Below are 16387 nucleotides of genomic sequence, written 5' to 3'. Positions count from 1 at the left end.
GTCAGGCGCCGCGGAGATGCGACGAAGGAGCGATTCCGCGGCGCCTGACCGGCGGCCCCTCAGGGCCGCGGACACGCGCGCGCCAGCGCGCCAACAAACACAGCCTCAAACCGTCCCGGGACTACCGAACACCCGATCCCGACCTAAACGTCGAACGACTCCCCCGGCGATACCGCGTGCACCGGCCCCGAGAACGCCGCCTTGGCCTCCGCGATCACATCCTCACGCGAAGTCCACGGCGGAATGTGGGTGAGCAACAATTCCTTGGCCCCCGCACGAGTAGCGATCTCGCCCGCCTCGGTCCCCGAAAGGTGAATCCCCGGAGGACGATTCGCCGGATCGTGGGTCCACGACGCCTCGGCCATCAGCACATCCGCACCCTGCGCCAAGTCGACCACCGCATCGCACATCGCCGTATCGCCGGTGTAGACGAAAACCCGGCCGTCGGCCGCGGTGATCCGCAGCCCATAGGACTCCGGCGGGTGGAACATCCGCCGAGCTTCCACCGTGTGACCGGGCCCGAACGGAATCGGGGTGTTCTCGACCCACGCCTGCGAGTCGATCACATCGGACCAGTCGTCGGTCTCGCCGCCGATCTCCGCGGACGCGTTGCCGATCCGCAGCGCGGAATCGGACGGCCCGCGCACCAGCGCCTTCCCGGTCGGCGGATTCGGGTGGTACCGACGCCACACCAGCAGTGCGGGCAGATCCAAGCAGTGATCCGCGTGCAGGTGGGTGAGGAAGATGTCGACATCGGCCGGGTTCATATGCTTCTGCAGGGCGCCGAAAATACCGGGACCGAAGTCGATGACTGTCGGCCGCATATCAGGGCCCGTCAGCAGGTAGCCCGACGCTGGGGAGTCCGGGCCGGACACGCTGCCCGAGCACCCGAGGACGGTAAGGCGCATACCCCCATGCTGCCACGACGTGCTGGTGCTCAATGCAGGATCCCCCCAATTTCCAGACCGGATCCCCGGTTACCGCGTTGGTAGTGCGCGGCCGACCGATGCTCCACGGCGGCGTCGACGTTCATCTGACGAGAGTACCCAGCCCGCGAGCACTCCACCCACCGCCCCGAAAAGATGTCCCTGCCAAGAAATTCGAGGGTCGCTCGGCAGCACGCCCCACAGCATCGAGCCGTAGAACACGAGGATCACCAGTCCCACCACGATCTGGCCCACATTGCGCGCGAACCACCCGCGGCAGATCAGGTACGTCAGCCAGCCGAACACGATCGACGACGCTCCCACGTGCACACTTCCCGCCGACCCCGTGAGCCAGGTACCGACACCCGCGATCACCCAGATGATCGCCGTGGCCGCGATCCCCCGCCCGATCCCGGAGAGCAGCACGAGGAAACCGAGCACGAGCAACGGCAGCGTGTTGGCGAACAGGTGGTCCCACCCGCCGTGCAACAGCGGCGCCCACAGGATCCCGTCGAGCCCGGATACCTCGCGCGGCTCGATTCCCGCCGAGTCGAGTTCGCCGACCGATCCGGGTGGCGAATCGTAGGAGAGCACCATGTCGACGCCCTCGATCACGTACAGCGACCCCACGAAGCCCAGAATCACCACCGCGGCCCGAATCCACGAACCGCCTCGCGACGCGCCGATGCCCGAACTCGCGTTACCGCGCAGCCCCGAGATCCGATCAGGATCGAACGAGGCACCCACCCCACCGCTCACCGACATCGCCTCCACTCCGGCAAGGGACCGTCGAACAGCCCGTTGACCAGAGCGTACCGAAGCCGGGTCACATCGCGTCAGGCCCAGAGTTGCCCGTCCAGCTTCTCCTCGGCTTCGTCCAGCGTGCCGTCGTATGCCCCGGTAGACAGATACTTCCAGCCGCCGTCGGCGACCACGAACGCGATATCGGCCCGTTTCCCGGCCTTCTGCGCCTTCTTGGCGATGCCGAGCGCGGCGTGCAGGATCGCCCCGGTGGAGATTCCGGCGAAGATTCCCTCCTCGCCGACCAGTTCGCGAGTCCGTTTCACGGCGTCGTACGGGCCCACCGAGAACCGGGTGGTGAGCACCTTCTCGTCGTAGAGCTCGGGGATGAATCCCTCGTCGATATTGCGCAGGCCGTAGACCAGTTCGCCGTAGCGGGGTTCAGCGGCCACGATCTCGATATCGGGCACATTCTCACGCAGGAACCGGCCGGTGCCCATCAGCGTTCCGGTCGTGCCGAGCCCCGCGACGAAATGGGTGATCTCCGGCAGGTCGGCCAGCAGTTCCGGCCCGGTGTTCTCGTAGTGCGCGAGCGCGTTGGCCGGGTTGCCGTACTGGTACAGCATCACCCAGTCCGGATTCTCCGCTGCGATCTGCTTGGCCATCGCCACCGCTTGATTGGATCCACCCGCCGCGGGCGAGTCGATGATCTCGGCGCCGAACATCGTGAGCAGCTGCCGACGCTCCACCGAGGTGTTCTCCGGCATCACGCACACGATCCGGTAACCCTTGAGCTTGGCCGCCATGGCCAGCGAGATCCCGGTATTGCCGCTGGTCGGCTCCAGAATCGTGCAGCCGGGGGTGAGCAGCCCGTCGGCCTCGGCCTGTTCGATCATCCGCAGCGCGGGCCGGTCCTTGATCGACCCCGTGGGATTGCGGTCCTCGAGCTTGGCCCACAGCCGCACATGATCGTCGCCGTCCCATTGGGGCGACAGTGTCTGCAATCCGACGAGCGGCGTATTGCCGAGCGTCGCGATCAGCGATTCGTAGCGGGCCACGGGGTCAGGCGCCGCCGGCCACGGCGGGCAGGATGGTGACCGACGCGCCCGCGGGCACCTCGGCTTCCAGCCCACCGGAGAAGCGCACGTCCTCGTCGTCGACGTAGATGTTGACGTAGCGGTTCAGCTTGCCGTCCGACAGCAGCTTCTCGGCCAGCCCGGGGTGGTTCGCGTCGAGATCGGCGATGAGCGCGGACAGCGTCGAGCCCTCGCCCTGCACCCGCTTCTCACCTCCGGTGATACCACGCATGATGGTCGGAATGGACACGGTTACCGGCATGGGGACTCCTCGGGGGTGGTGACTGTTCTCGGACGGTTCAGTAGGAATCGACGATGCGCACCGGTTCTTCGGTGACCTCGCCGTCGACGATGCGGTAGCTGCGCAGTTCGTGCTCCTGCGGGTCGCGCGTGGAGACCAGCACATAGTGCGCGTCCGGTTCGGCGGCGTAGGAGATGTCGGTGCGGCTCGGGTAGGCCTCGGTGGCGGTGTGCGAGTGGTAGATCACGACCGGCACTTCGTCGGCGTCGTCCATCGCGCGCCACACGCGCAGCTGCTCACCGGAATCGAACCGGTAGAAGGTGGGCGAGCGTTCGGCGTTGACCATCGCGACGAAGCGTTCCGGCCGGTCGCTGCCCTCGGGGCCGACGATGATGCCGCAGGCCTCGTCGGGGTGGTCGGCGCGAGCGTGCGCCACCATCGCGTCAACGAGATCGGCCCTGATCACCAGCACTTCATCGACCCTTTCCACAATCTGCGTGCGCGCTGTCGAGCACCTTCCCCGACAACGACTCACCCTATTCGGGTATTCCGCGGGGTATGCACTCCGGTCCCGGCCGGGTCGTCACAGCCGTCGCGGCAAGTCGCCGAAGGGCTGGTCAGCAGGCGGTTCGGGGCCACGAGGCAGCCGCACCGCCGGCAGTGGGCGAGGCCGCCGATCAGCGCGGAAACAGATCGTAGTAGGCGGGAATCCCGGCGATCGAGGTCGCGGCGAGCACCGCGTCGACGACGGCGCGCTCGACGACCACCGCCGCGGCCGTACACAACTGGTCGAGCAGCAGCAGGTCCGTGGGGAACGCCGGCGGCAGCGCGAGCGGGGCGACCTCGATGGCGCCGGTGGACAGCGCGAACAGGGTGTCGCCGTCGAGCGGGGAATGCACGGGCCGGATCGCCCGGGCGAGTCCGTCGTGTCCGGTCGCGGCCAGCCGTCGACAACCTGCCGGGTCGAGGGCGGCATCGGTGGCGATCACGCCGATCGTGGTGTTGAGCACCATGCTCTTGGCAGGTAGCGCGGCAAGTGCGGCGATCTCGTCCGGTGTCGCGTGCCGCAGCCCGAAGAAGTCGGGTCCGTCGGTGCCGACGCCCCACGGCAACCCGGTGCGCGGATCGACGACCGACCCGACGGGATTGGCCACGATCACCGCGCCGACGGTCACCCCAGCCCCGGGGCCGTCCGCGAGAACCACACTCGCCGAACCGATTCCGCCCTTGATCGCGCCCGCCCGCGCACCGACACCGGCGCCCGCGGTGCCCCTGGCGAACTCGGTCGCCGCCGCCGCGGTCGCGCGATAGCCGAAGTCGGGGTCGGGCCGAATACCCCAATCCCCGACCGGCAGGTCGAAGATCACCGCGCCGGGCACGATCGGGACCACGCGACTCGGGTCGGCCGGGTCCATCGGAATGCCCTCGCGGTGTTCCTCCGACCAGCGCATCACCCCGTCCGCGGCGGCGAGGCCGTACGCGCTACCTCCGGTGAGGAGCACGGCATTGAGCTGGCGGACGGTGTTGGCCGGGTCGAGCAGGTCGGTTTCCCTGGTGCCGGGTCCGCCGCCGCGTACGTCGACCGAGGCCGTCGCACCGCCGGGGACCCGCACCACCGTGCAGCCCGTCGCAGCGCCGGTACCGAGGGTGACTTCGGCGTCGAGTGCCTGGTGATGCCCGACCAGCACCCCGGCGACATCAGTGATCGAGTTGCGTACTCCGGGGCCGCTGCGCATCATCTCGTCCTTCGTCGGCGATTCCGGTCGTCGCGCTCACGGCGCGAGCGCTTGCAGTAGTGAATCCTGCATCCAGGTGAGCCAGTGGTAGACGTCCAGATGCGGGGCGCGCGGGTCTTCCGGATCGAAATGGTCGGGCGTGTCGTCGTCGATGTCGAGCAGGGTGCCCAGCGCGAGCCGGACATCGGTGAGCGCGGCCAGCCACGCGTCGGCCTGCTCGGGCGTGAGCGCGATCTTGCCGCCCACTTCCGGGCAGCTGTCGAGGACGGTCTGCCCGGCGGCCAGTTTCGCGTCGATGATCTCCGGCTCGTGCAGGCTGCGCAGCGCGCTGTTGAGATCGGCGCGCTTGGCATCGGGAGAACCGGGCTCGGCGCGGTGGAAATCGGGCAGCAGACGCAGCAGTTGCGGATCGTCGGGCGGGGTGGAGTTGCCCGTGCGCAAGCCCGTGAGCGCGGCGAGTTCGTCTTCGGGGGCGTCGGCGGCGCGGTCACTGAGCAGTCCGGACACCGCGCCGATCAGAGAGCGAAGGACGGTGGCCTCGTGCTCGTCCATTTCGGATCGAAGCTTGAGGCCACTCAGTGAGTTCTTCCTGCTCCACTTACGCACAGGGCCCAGGTTACTCAGGTCGTCAGTCGCGCTGCATGGTTGCCCAGAGCCCCGCGGCGTGCAGCCTGCGCACGTCCTGCTCCATCTTGTCGCGCGATCCGGAGGACACCACCGCCTTGCCCTCGTTGTGCACCTGCATCATCAACTCGGTCGCCTTGGCTTTGCTGTAGCCGAACAGCTTCTGGAAGATGTAGGTGACGTAGTGCATGAGGTTCACCGGATCGTCCCAGACCACGGTGACCCAGGGCCGGTCCTCGGCCTCCAGGATCTCGGTGTATTCGGTGGTCTCCGGTGTCGCCTGCGGTGCCGACAGTGCGGCGTTCACAGCGTCGGTGACGGCGCCGGCCCGAACGTTATTGCACACGGCCATAAAAACCAGGGTACGACGAGGCCCGCAGGAAACAACACCCGCGGTGACTAGAGTTTCTGGTGTGCAGATCCGTGACGAGTTCGCCAGCACCGCGCTGCTGACCGACCAGTACGAGCTGACCATGCTGGCCGCGGCGCTGGCCGACGGTTCGGCTCAGCGACAGTGCACCTTCGAGGTGTTCGCCCGGCGGTTGCCGAACGGGCGCCGCTACGGCGTCGTCGCGGGCACCGGCCGTCTGCTCGACGCGCTGACCCACTTCCGCTTCGGCCCCGACGAGCTGGCCGTGGTCGCGAAGTTCCTCGACCCCACCACCGTCGACTGGTTGCGCGAGTATCGCTTCACCGGCGATATCGACGGCTATGCCGAAGGCGAGCTGTACTTCCCCGGTTCGCCGATCCTGACCGTGCGCGGCAGTTTCGCCGAATGCGTGCTGCTCGAGACCCTCGCGCTGTCGATCTTCAATCACGACAGCGCCATCGCCTCGTCGGCCGCCAGGATGGTGAGCGCGGCCGCGGGCCGGCGGATGATCGAGATGGGATCGCGGCGCACCCACGAGCTCGCCGCGCCGTCGAGTTCGCGCGCCGCCTACCTGGCCGGATTCGACGCGACCTCCAATCTCGAGGCCGTGCGCAGCTTCGGCGTGCCCGGCGCGGGCACCAGCGCCCACGCCTTCACCCTGCTGCACAGCGGCGCCGACGGCGAACACGAAGCCGCGGCGTTCCGCAGCCAGATCGACACGCTCGGCATCGGCACCACGCTGCTGGTCGACACCTTCGACATCACCCGGGGCGTCGCGACCGCCATCGAGGTGGCCGGGCCCGAACTGGGCGGCGTACGCATCGACTCCGGCGACCTCGGCGTCCTCGCCAGACAGGTCCGCGACCAGCTCGACGAGCTCGGCGCCACCGGCACACGCATCGTGGTCTCCGGCGACCTGGACGAGTACGCGATCGCCGCGCTGCGTGCCGAACCGGTCGACGTGTACGGCGTCGGCACGTCGGTGGTCACCGGTTCCGGCGCCCCGACCGCGGGCATGGTCTACAAGCTCGTCGAGGTCGACGGCATTCCGGTGGCCAAACGGTCGAGCCACAAGCAGTCGCGCGGGGGGACCAAGAAGGCGGTGCGGCTGGCCCGCGCCACCGGCACGATCGTCGAGGAGATCGTGTACCCCGAAGGCGGAGAAGCACCGGCTACCAACGGTTTTCAGGTACGCGAGCTTCAGGTGCCGCTGGTACGCGACGGCAAGGTGGTCGACGATGTCGCGACGCTGGCGCAGAGTCGCGCATTGGTCGCGCGCGGTTTGGTGAGCCTGCCGTGGGAAGGGCTGAAACTGTCCGCGGGCGAGCCCGCCGTGCCGACGACGTTCCTCGGCTGAATGCCTCGGCGAGACCGGGTGGCCGCTCGGCGTTCCACGGCGGAGAATGGTGCTGCTCGAACGAGGCGGAGGACGACATGGCACGTGGCCTGATAATCGTGGATGTGCAGAACGACTTCTGCGAGGGTGGCTCCCTCGCGGTGGCGGGCGGCGCGGCGGTAGCGGCGGCGATCACCGATTTCCTCGCCACCGAGCACTACGACGCGGTGGTGGCCACCCGGGACTGGCATATCGACCCCGGTCCCCACTTCTCCACCGAACCCGACTACGTCGACTCGTGGCCGCCCCACTGCCGAGTGGGCACCCCCGGCGCCGATTTCCACCCCGCACTCGACGTCTCGCCCATCCAGGAAACCTTCTCCAAAGGCGAGTACACCGCCGCCTACTCCGGATTCGAAGGCGCGGCGGCGGACGGCACCTCCCTCACGAACTGGCTCCGCGCCCGCGACATCGACGCCGTGGACGTGGTCGGCATCGCCACCGACCACTGTGTTCGGGCCACCGCGCTGGACGCCGCCGAGGCCGGATTCGACACCACCGTCCTGCTCGGCCTCACCGCGGGCGTCGCCCCGGAAACCACCGAGATCGCCCTGACCACCCTCCGCGATGCGGGCGTCGGGCTGCGTCCCTGAATACTTCTCCCATGGACTATCGATTCCCGGCGCACACCCGACCCGCCCTGACGAAGGCACTCGCCGAGACCGACAGCATCCACGACGCCGCCGACACCGTCTTCTGGTCGAACCCGGCCACCGACGACCTCCAGCGCCTCGGCATCGGCGCGTTCGGCAAACTGCCCCCGGCCTTCTCCCACCTGCTGGCCCTGTCGAGCCTGCACACGAGCGTTCTCGACGCGGGATTCTCGAGCTACTTGAAAACCCGGCGCAGCGAACTCCCTTGGGCCACCAGAGGTTTGCGTGCGGCAGGCATGCCGCAACTGGCCGCCGCGGCCATCATCGCCGCCCGCGACGCCTCCCTCAGCTCCCCGAACGACGACCTCGACCGCTTCTGGGAAGACGAGCACCGAACCCTCGCGACCCCCGACCAGATCCGCCGCCCCACCGGCGACCGCGCCGAAGACCCCGACGAGATCTACGACATCAACGAGCCCCAGGACTTCGAACAGCGAGTCCTCGACTACGTCCGCGATCACATCGACGACTTCGTCCGCGAGTCCTGACCCACACCCCTCACCCGTTCCCAGCCACACTGCGCACTCCGACTCCGCATGACCGCACTCCCAGCCCCCGACAAAGCAGCCCGACCGAACCTGTCCGACCCGACGGATAAGCTGCGACCGTGCCCGAACTTCCTCCCGTCGCCGACCTGCTCGTCACCGCCGTGCATGCCCTCGGCGGCAAGGAACGCACCGGGCAGACCACCATGGCCACCGCCGTCGATCACGCGATCGACACCAAGGAGCATCTGGCCGTCCAGGCGGGCACCGGCACCGGCAAGTCGCTGGCCTATCTCATCCCGAGCCTGCGGCACGCGGTCCGTACCGGTCGCACGGTGGTGGTCTCCACCGCCACGATCGCGCTGCAACGCCAGCTCGTCGACCGCGATCTGCCGCGCCTGGCCGAGGCACTCACCAAGCCGCTCGGCCGCGCACCCAAATTCGCGATCCTCAAGGGCCGCAACAACTATCTCTGCCTGAACAAGATCAACAGCGTCATCCCGGAAGACACCGGCGGCGAGGCCGAGCTGTTCGACGCCTTCGCCATCTCCCGCCTCGGCCGCGAAGTCCAGCGCCTCAACGAATGGGCCTCCGACACCGAGACCGGCGACCGTGACGAACTCGCCCCCGGCGTCACCGACCGCGCGTGGCGCCAGGTGAGCGTGGGCTCGCGCGAATGCCTCGGCAAGTCGCGCTGCCAGTTCGGCCAGGACTGTTTCGCCGAGAAGGCCCGTGCGGAATCGGCCCAGGCCGACGTGGTGGTGACCAACCACGCACTGCTGGCCATCGATGCCATCAGCGGCATCCAGATCCTGCCCGAACACGATGTGGTGGTGATCGACGAGGCGCACGAACTGGTCGACCGTGTCACCGGCGTCGCCACCGCCGAATTGGCCGCGACCGCGATCAGCGCGGCCGCCCGCCGCTGCACCAAACTGATCGACGAACGCGAGGTCGACCGCCTGGAGGGCGCCGCGGAGGCCTTCCACCAGGCACTGGAGGATCTGCCGCCCGGCCGCTGGGACCAGATGCCCGACGGCATCGCCCCGGTGCTCGCCCTGGTTCGCGATTCCGCCTGGAACGCGCGCACCGCCATCGCACCGCAGGGCACCGTCAAAACCCAGGACGACCCCGACAACGCCGCCGCCCGCACCATGGCCGTGGCCGCCATCGACGACGTGCACGACGCCGCGGTCCGCGCGCTCACCGCGTTCGAGGAAGCCGACCCGGCCGCCCGTCGCGATGTCATCTGGTTGTCGGCCGACGAGATGCGCGGCGTCGCCCGCCGCACCTTGCGGATGGCGCCGCTCTCGGTCGGCGGCCTGCTGCGCAGCAGGCTGTTCGGCACCGCGACCGTCGTGCTCACCTCGGCCACCCTGCAGATCGGCGGCTCGTTCGACGGGCTCGCGATCACCTGGGGCCTGCCGTCGCAGTCGGGCGGCAAGGTCGATCCGGCCATGGCCAACGGCGCCACCGCACCCGCCGACCTGGAATCGGTGCGCTGGAACGCCCTCGACGTGGGTTCACCGTTCGACCACGCCAAGTCCGGCATCCTCTACGTGGCCAAACACCTGCCCGCCCCTGGCCGCGACGGCCTCTCGCCCGCCTATCTCGACGAGATCGAACAGCTCATCACCGCCGCCGGTGGCCGTACGCTCGGCCTGTTCTCCTCGATGCGCGCCGCCAAGGCCGCCACCGAGGCGCTGCGCGAGCGGCTCGACACTCCGGTGCTGTGCCAGGGTGACGATTCGATGGGCGCGCTGGTGCGCAAATTCGCCGACGACCCGGCCACCTCGCTGTTCGGCACCCTCACCCTCTGGCAGGGTGTCGACGTGCCCGGCCCGTCGCTGAGTCTCGTTATCCTGGACCGCATTCCGTTCCCCCGGCCCGACGATCCGCTGCTCACCGCACGCCAGCGCGCCGTGGAGTCGCGCGGCGGCAACGGTTTCATGACCGTGGCCGCCAATCACGCCGCGTTGCTGCTGGCCCAGGGCACCGGCAGGCTGCTGCGCAGCGTGGACGACCGCGGCGTGGTCGCGATCCTCGACTCCCGCCTCGCCACCGCCCGCTACGGCAGCTACCTGCGCGCTTCGCTGCCGCCGTACTGGGAGACCAGCGATCCCGAGGTGGTTGCCAAGGCGCTGCGCAGGCTCACCGACTCCGCCTGAGCGAAGCCGACACTCGCAGGTCGAGTCTTGCAATCGAGGTGACCACACTCGTGAATCAGCGAGCGTGCGAACGCAAGTCGTGAGAACGTGTGGTGATGATGCACCACGCCGATGGCGAGGTACTCGGCGAATTTCTGGTCAGTGCAAGATCTTTGGCCGAGTACCGCGCGATGTTCCATCTCTCCGACGATGATCTGGCCGGGCGCCGTGTCCTCGATTGCCCCGGCGGCGCAGCAAGTTTCGCGGCCGAGGCAAGCGCTCTGGGTGCCGAAGTCACCGCGATCGATCCCATCTACGCCACCCCACCGACCGAACTGGCCGCCCGCGCGACCCCCGAAACCGAACGGGCCGTGGCCTGGGCACACTCCCACGCCGACCGCTACCGCTGGGACTGGTACGGCTCCACGACAGAACACGCCGCGATCCGCCGCGGCGCCGCGGCCCGCTTCGCCGACGACGTTCGCGCCGCACCTCACCGCTATCTGGCCGGCTCGCTCCCCTCCCTCCCCTGTCCCGACGACGCGTTCGACCTGGCCCTGAGCTCGCACCTGCTGTTCAGCTACGCCGACCGCCTCGACGCCGACTTCCACCTGGCCGCCCTGCTCGAACTGGCGCGCGTCGCCACCGTCGAAACCCGCGTCTACCCGCTGCTCGACTACACCGGCGCCCCACTCGACGACCTCATCGACCACCTCCGTACCGAACTCCACGACAAGGGCATCGCCACTTCCCTGCAAAAGACCGGCTATGAGTTCCACCACGGCGCCGACACCATGCTGACGTTGCGTCCGGCGGCCTGATGGGCGAGTGTGGAGCGGGCGCGGCGGGCCGCAACGTGCACGCCGAGAACGGTTCGCCGCCAGCCGTACCCGCTTTCATGTCGTTTTCCTACCGAAGTCGGTCCGCCGCCGAACGCCGTCGACCCGGCGCGGTAGGTTCTTAGTCGTGCATACGATGTGGGCCGGCCGGTAGTACGGCCGTGGCGGAGAGATCTCGAGGCGTGGCACTCCCGCGCACGACCCTGACGCTTCTGCTACTACTCGGTACCGCCGTCTTAGGCGTGACACTGCTGTTCACGACCATGGACCCGTGGATGGACAGCGGCGGGATTCTCGTCGGCGGTCTCGACGTGCACATCTACCGCGACGGCGGCTGGCGGGTCGTGCACGAACGGGCGCTCTACATCGAGCCGACGCACTATGGCCTGCTCTACACCTACACACCGTTCTCGGCCGTGGTCTTCCTGCCACTACTGCTGGTGCCGTGGGCGCACGTCACCACGACCTGGCTGGTGCTCAACCTGCTGGTGCTGTTCGGGGTTGTGCTGCAGAGCTTCCGGATGCTCGGCTACCGGGCCACCCCCGGTCTGGCCGCCGTCAGCGCCCTGCTCACCCTGGCCTGCACCTTCGCCGAACCGGTGCGCACCACGCTCTACTACGGGCAGATCAATCTGGTGCTGATGCTGGTGGTGCTGTGGGATTTCTCCCGCGCCGAGAACAGCCGGTTGCGCGGCATCGGCGTCGGTATCGCCGCGGGTATCAAGCTGACTCCGCTGTATTTCATCGCCCAGTATCTGGCGCAACGGCAGTGGCGCGCGGCCGCGACCGGCGCTCTCACCTTCCTCGCGTCGATCGGTCTGACCGCGCTGATCCTGCCGAGCGACTCGTATCAATACTGGACGTCGACGTTCTTCCATTCCGGTCGCATCGCCCCGGATGTCCACCCCGCCAACCAGTCCCTGCGCGGCGCCATCGCCCACCTCACCCACGGCCCGGCGCCGGTGTGGTTGTGGCTGTTGATCGCCGTGCCGATCGCGCTGGTCGCGCTGTGGCTGGCCGCGGTCCTTGTCCGCCGCGGCGAACCCCTGCTCTCGGTCACCCTCGGCGGCCTCACCGCCTGTGCTGTCTCCCCGTATTCGTGGGGTCACCACTGGGTGTGGTTCGTTCCGCTGCTGGTCTACCTGATCCACCGCGCCCAGACCCGCGCGCCCTGGTGGCTCGCCGCGGCCGCGCTCTACCTGTCCATCGCCGCGTGGACCTACACCTATACCCCCACCTGGGTGAGCGTGGGCACCTTCCTGCTCCCCCCGTGGTGGCCGCTGCCCCAGGTCCTGATGAACATCTACGTGATCATCTATCTGATCACCCTCGCGGGCATCGCCCTGCGCGTCCGCGCCCGCAAACTTCCCCCGGCCCCCATCGAGCCCGCCATCGATCTCGCTGTCCCCGAACAGCTTTCACCCGAAACCCGGACCGTCGCCGCCCCACACCCCGACGACGACCGCCCGGCGATGATGAACTGAACTACCCGCAGGACCAATCGAAAACACCCGACTCCAAGTCGAGCTGGGCGTTGCCGCCGCCGAAGTTCATCCCGGAGATCTCCTCGATCTCCAGGTAGTACGGGGTCAATCCCTCGGGCAGCGCCTGGACGGGGAAGGCGGTGCCGCCGAGGTGGGAGCGGCCGAAGAGCGGCTCGGCCCACGTGGTCCAGCCGGAATCCTCGGTGAGCGGGTCCTGGTACTTGGTGTTCGGCTCGTATTCGACCGGGGGAACGCCCACGTTCGGGTCGGCGGTGCGCTCGGCGAGCCAGACGCCGACGGTGGGGTGCACGTCGTCCCAGGCATTGCAGCCCTCATCGCTCGCGGTCGGGGAACCCGGCTTGCGAACATCGGCGGGCGGGGCGACGGGGCCGTCGGCGAATTCCTTGTCGGTGAGCCAGATCAGCGCGAAAGCGCCGCCGATCTCGTCGTGCATGATCTGCAACTTCGGATGCAGGCGGGTGGCGACGAGATCGCGGGCAAGGGGATCGTCCGACGAGGCGTCGGCCTCGACCGCGTCGGTTCCGGCGAACTGCCCCTCGCCCTGGAAGAGCGCGATGGCGGGGAATCCGGGTCCGCGACGCTGGAAATCGGTGGGCAGGCGCAGGGTGAGCGCGTGCATCATCGGCAGGCCGGTGACAGGTCCGCGCGGCCATGTCGCCGGATCGATGGCCGGTCCCTCACTACCGATCCAGCCGGAGCGCACCGGCGCGTCGAGCACCAGCGGATCACCCTCGGGCGTCTCGGCCAGTTTGTCCGCCGAGTCTCCGAAACCCAGGTCGTAAGCCTTCATCGCAGCTCTCCTCTTCCATCCGCGGACAATGCGTGGCGCCGCTGTGTACAGGCGCCGCCACGAGGTTAATCGCTGCCACCGACTCCCCGCGCGTGCTCCGTGGAACCACGGACGTACGGGCGATGACGAATCGGCTCGAGGCGGCGCGAAAGAGGCGGCGCGGCAACCGAACCCCGGTCACCGCGCCGCCTCTCGACGATCAGTGTGCTGCGTCGGATCAGAGCACAGCCTTGAAGATCAACGTCACCACCGCGGCCACGACGGCGAGCGCCACGGCCCCACCGCCCCACACCACACCCTGGCGCTGCCACGGCCGCCCGGCATCGAGCGAGAAACGCCCCGGCCCGGTGAACGCCAACGCCGCGGCGGCCAGCGCGAACAGCAGCGGCGTCGTGAACCCCGGTACCGACGGATCCGCCGGGAAGAGCCCGCCGCTCCACAGCACGTTGATGGCGTTGATCATCGTTCCGAGCACGATGGCGGCGGCCAGCGGCGTGACCAGCCCGACCACCAGCAGCAGCCCACCGACCAGTTCGGCGAGCCCGGCCAGGGTGCCGAAGAATTCGCCGGGGTTGTAGCCCATGGCGGTGAAGCCGTCGGCATTGGCACGCCAGCCGGGTCCGTTGAACCAGCCGAACAGCTTCTGGGTTCCGTAGGCGGCCATCAGTCCGCCGAAGCCGACGCGCAGCACCAGCAGGCCGATGCCCGCGGCGGTGGTTTCGTCGGCGGTGGTAGGAGTGAGGCGGGTAGCGGTGTCGGTCATCGTGTCCTCATCTGCGATTCGAAACATCCCCGCAACCGGACCGTGGTCCGATTGCCTTCCTCGATCACAACCCTGGGTCCGAGGCCACTATTTCACGCCGTTCCGGGCAATTCTGTGATGCCGGTCACTATCGATCGAAAAGGGCCGCCCCATCGGGACGGCCCTGCTCGGAATTCCTCAGATCACCACGCCATGGTGGCGTAGCCGACCAGCGTCTCCTCGGACTCCTGCGACAGCTTCCACATGCCGCCGATGTTCTTCCAGGTCACCGGGATCGGGAAGGCGTAGTCGCCGAGGCGGCTGTTCAGGGTGGCCGACAGGGTGTCGCCGTCCACGGTGACCGGGCCGGAGACATCCCAGCTGTAGCCGGGGATCCGGTTGACGGTGTCGCGCACGACCGCGAGGCTGCCGCCGTTGCCCGACTCGAGCTCGGCCGACGAACCGTTCATGGCCGCCTGCAGCTTGCCGTACAGCTCGCCGACCGAGGGCGTGGCCGGAGCGGCGATCGCGGCGGGGGCGGTGGCGACAACAGCGGCGGTGACCGGCGCGAAGATGGTGGCAAACGCCATCGACGCGGCAACGAGCGAACGCTTCATGGGTGGATCTCCTCTAGTTAGGCAAGCCTAGGCTAGCCTGAGTATAGACACACCTACGGCCGGAACGTCTACTCGACCAGGAAGAAGAAGTACGCGAGGAACAGCACCATCAGCGCCCACATGGCCGGGTGCACATCCTTGATACGACCCTTGGCGACCATCACGATCGGGTAGAAGATCATGCCCATCGCCAGACCGTTCGCGATCGAGTACGTCAACGGCATCATGATGACGGTGATGAACGCGGGCACCGAGTACTCGAGGTTCTGCCAGTCGATGTCACCGAGCGAACGCGCCATCAGGATGCCGACCACGATCAGCGCGGCCGAGGTGATCTCGGCCGATCCGGCGACCACCGAGAAGATCGGATAGCAGAACATCGCGATCAGGAACCAGCCCGCGGTGGTCACCGCCGTGAGACCCGTTCGGCCACCCGCCGACACACCCGCCGTCGATTCGACATACGCGGTGGTGGTGGAGGTACCGATGATCGCGCCCGCGGTGGTACCGACCGAGTCCGCGGCCATCGCGCTCGCCGCGCGCGGCAGGGTGCCGTCCTTGTTCAGCAGACCGGCCTGGTTGGCGACGCCGATCAGGGTGCCCGAGGCATCGAAGAAATCGACGAACAACATGGTGAGGACCACAACGATCATCTGCCCGGTGAAGGCGTCGGGCAGGTGGATGATCGCCTGCCCGAAGGTCTGATCCAGGCCCTTCGGCATCTCGGCGATGCCGTCCGGCACGCCGACCAGACCGGTGACCATACCCAGGATCGTGGTCGCCACGATGCCGTAGAGCACCGCGCCGTGCCAGCCGATCACCAGGAAGACCACGGTCACGATCAGGCCGAACAGGGCGAGCAGGGTGGTGCCCTCGGTGAAATCGCCGAGAGTCACCAGCGTCGCGTCACTGTTGACGACGATGCCCGCGTTCTTCAGACCGAGGAACGCCACGAACAAACCGATACCCGCGCCGACCGCGAACTTCATCTGCAGCGGGATCGCGTTGAGAATCCGTTCCCGGACCTTCGTGACCGCCAAGATGAAGAAGATGATGCCCGAGAGCAAGGTGCCCGAGAGCGCTACCTGCCACGGGATACCCATGCTGAGCACCACGGTGTAGGCGAAGAACGCGTTGAGTCCCATGCCCGGTGCGAGCGCGATCGGGTACTTCGCCCAGATGCCCATGACCAGCGTGCCGAAGACGGCGGCGACGGCGGTGGCCGTGAAGACCGCCTGCATCGGAATGCCCTTGTCACCGAGGGCGCCTTCGTCACCGAGGATCGACGGGTTCACCGCCAGCACATACGACATCGCCAGGAACGTGACCGTGCCCGCCATCGCCTCGCGCTTGAAGGTGGACCCACTCGACGAGATACCGAAGTATCCGTCGATGCGCCCTCGGGCACGGGTTAGGACGTCGCTGGCCATGACTCTCCTCAATGATCGACCCAGGAACGGTAGCGGAAAGTTCACTGAATCGAATAACCCGGCGCCCGT

18 protein-coding genes are annotated in these 16387 nt (G+C 68.1%); 6 read left to right on the top strand and 12 right to left on the bottom strand.

Annotated elements, in window-relative coordinates; all coding sequences use genetic code 11:
* Nucleotides 1-143: 143 nt before the first annotated feature.
* The 8 genes from ACWF99_RS33605 to clpS all read right to left on the bottom strand — a co-directional run bounded on the left by ACWF99_RS33605 (nucleotide 144) and on the right by clpS (nucleotide 5696).
* Nucleotides 144-908, bottom strand: a complete 765-nt coding sequence (locus tag ACWF99_RS33605) for a cyclic nucleotide-degrading phosphodiesterase (protein ID WP_378638913.1) — start codon at nucleotides 906-908, stop codon at nucleotides 144-146.
* Between the two features lie 69 nt (nucleotides 909-977).
* Nucleotides 978-1691, bottom strand: a complete 714-nt coding sequence (locus ACWF99_RS33600) for a rhomboid family intramembrane serine protease (RefSeq protein ID WP_378638911.1) — start codon at nucleotides 1689-1691, stop codon at nucleotides 978-980.
* A gap of 71 nt (nucleotides 1692-1762) precedes the next feature.
* Nucleotides 1763-2725: a PLP-dependent cysteine synthase family protein gene (locus tag ACWF99_RS33595; protein ID WP_378638908.1), complete on the bottom strand. Its 963-nt coding sequence runs from the start codon at nucleotides 2723-2725 to the stop codon at nucleotides 1763-1765.
* 4 nt (nucleotides 2726-2729) lie between these two features.
* Nucleotides 2730-3005 carry a MoaD/ThiS family protein gene (locus ACWF99_RS33590; RefSeq protein ID WP_101464168.1) on the bottom strand — a complete coding sequence of 92 codons (276 nt, stop codon included), beginning with the start codon at nucleotides 3003-3005 and terminating at the stop codon, nucleotides 2730-2732.
* A 37-nt stretch (nucleotides 3006-3042) separates the two neighbouring features.
* Nucleotides 3043-3456 (bottom strand): Mov34/MPN/PAD-1 family protein, encoded by a 414-nt coding sequence (locus ACWF99_RS33585; protein ID WP_452538359.1) that lies wholly within the window; start codon nucleotides 3454-3456, stop codon nucleotides 3043-3045.
* Nucleotides 3457-3661: 205 nt separating this feature from the next.
* Nucleotides 3662-4723, bottom strand: coding sequence for a P1 family peptidase (locus ACWF99_RS33580; protein ID WP_452538358.1), 1062 nt, complete (start codon nucleotides 4721-4723; stop codon nucleotides 3662-3664).
* Nucleotides 4724-4756: 33 nt separating this feature from the next.
* On the bottom strand, nucleotides 4757-5326 hold the full coding sequence (aosR, locus tag ACWF99_RS33575) for an oxidative stress transcriptional regulator AosR (RefSeq protein ID WP_378638901.1): 570 nt from the start codon (nucleotides 5324-5326) through the stop codon (nucleotides 4757-4759).
* A gap of 22 nt (nucleotides 5327-5348) precedes the next feature.
* Entirely contained in the window at nucleotides 5349-5696 is a 348-nt protein-coding gene (clpS, locus tag ACWF99_RS33570; protein WP_101464172.1) for an ATP-dependent Clp protease adapter ClpS, read from the bottom strand.
* Nucleotides 5697-5757: 61 nt separating this feature from the next.
* On the opposite strand from clpS, the gene ACWF99_RS33565 reads away from it, so the two are divergent.
* From ACWF99_RS33565 to ACWF99_RS33540, 6 genes are all read left to right on the top strand, one after another.
* Nucleotides 5758-7071, top strand: coding sequence for a nicotinate phosphoribosyltransferase (locus tag ACWF99_RS33565; protein ID WP_452538357.1), 1314 nt, complete (start codon nucleotides 5758-5760; stop codon nucleotides 7069-7071).
* Between the two features lie 77 nt (nucleotides 7072-7148).
* Entirely contained in the window at nucleotides 7149-7703 is a 555-nt protein-coding gene (locus tag ACWF99_RS33560) for an isochorismatase family protein (RefSeq protein ID WP_378638896.1), read from the top strand.
* An 11-nt stretch (nucleotides 7704-7714) separates the two neighbouring features.
* On the top strand, nucleotides 7715-8251 hold the full coding sequence (locus ACWF99_RS33555) for a DMP19 family protein (RefSeq protein ID WP_378638894.1): 537 nt from the start codon (nucleotides 7715-7717) through the stop codon (nucleotides 8249-8251).
* Nucleotides 8252-8370: 119 nt separating this feature from the next.
* Nucleotides 8371-10416: an ATP-dependent DNA helicase gene (locus ACWF99_RS33550; protein ID WP_378664252.1), complete on the top strand. Its 2046-nt coding sequence runs from the start codon at nucleotides 8371-8373 to the stop codon at nucleotides 10414-10416.
* A gap of 95 nt (nucleotides 10417-10511) precedes the next feature.
* Complete coding sequence (locus ACWF99_RS33545) at nucleotides 10512-11216, top strand: hypothetical protein (RefSeq protein WP_378638888.1); 705 nt, start codon at nucleotides 10512-10514, stop codon at nucleotides 11214-11216.
* Nucleotides 11217-11476: 260 nt separating this feature from the next.
* Nucleotides 11477-12718 carry a glycosyltransferase 87 family protein gene (locus tag ACWF99_RS33540; RefSeq protein WP_378638886.1) on the top strand — a complete coding sequence of 414 codons (1242 nt, stop codon included), beginning with the start codon at nucleotides 11477-11479 and terminating at the stop codon, nucleotides 12716-12718.
* 1 nt (nucleotide 12719) lies between these two features.
* Here the strand turns inward: ACWF99_RS33540 and ACWF99_RS33535 are convergent, their stop codons facing one another.
* The 4 genes from ACWF99_RS33535 to ACWF99_RS33520 all read right to left on the bottom strand — a co-directional run bounded on the left by ACWF99_RS33535 (nucleotide 12720) and on the right by ACWF99_RS33520 (nucleotide 16318).
* Nucleotides 12720-13529, bottom strand: coding sequence for a hypothetical protein (locus ACWF99_RS33535; RefSeq protein WP_452538356.1), 810 nt, complete (start codon nucleotides 13527-13529; stop codon nucleotides 12720-12722).
* Between the two features lie 217 nt (nucleotides 13530-13746).
* Entirely contained in the window at nucleotides 13747-14292 is a 546-nt protein-coding gene (locus tag ACWF99_RS33530; protein ID WP_378638881.1) for a DoxX family protein, read from the bottom strand.
* 182 nt (nucleotides 14293-14474) lie between these two features.
* Nucleotides 14475-14888 carry a hypothetical protein gene (locus tag ACWF99_RS33525; protein WP_378638878.1) on the bottom strand — a complete coding sequence of 138 codons (414 nt, stop codon included), beginning with the start codon at nucleotides 14886-14888 and terminating at the stop codon, nucleotides 14475-14477.
* Between the two features lie 68 nt (nucleotides 14889-14956).
* Nucleotides 14957-16318, bottom strand: a complete 1362-nt coding sequence (locus ACWF99_RS33520; RefSeq protein ID WP_378638875.1) for an NCS2 family permease — start codon at nucleotides 16316-16318, stop codon at nucleotides 14957-14959.
* Nucleotides 16319-16387 lie beyond the last annotated feature (69 nt).

The organism is Nocardia sp. NPDC055002, from assembly GCF_053608825.1.
Note: the sequence above shows the minus strand (reverse complement) of the source record. Positions and strands in the feature narration are given on the sequence as shown.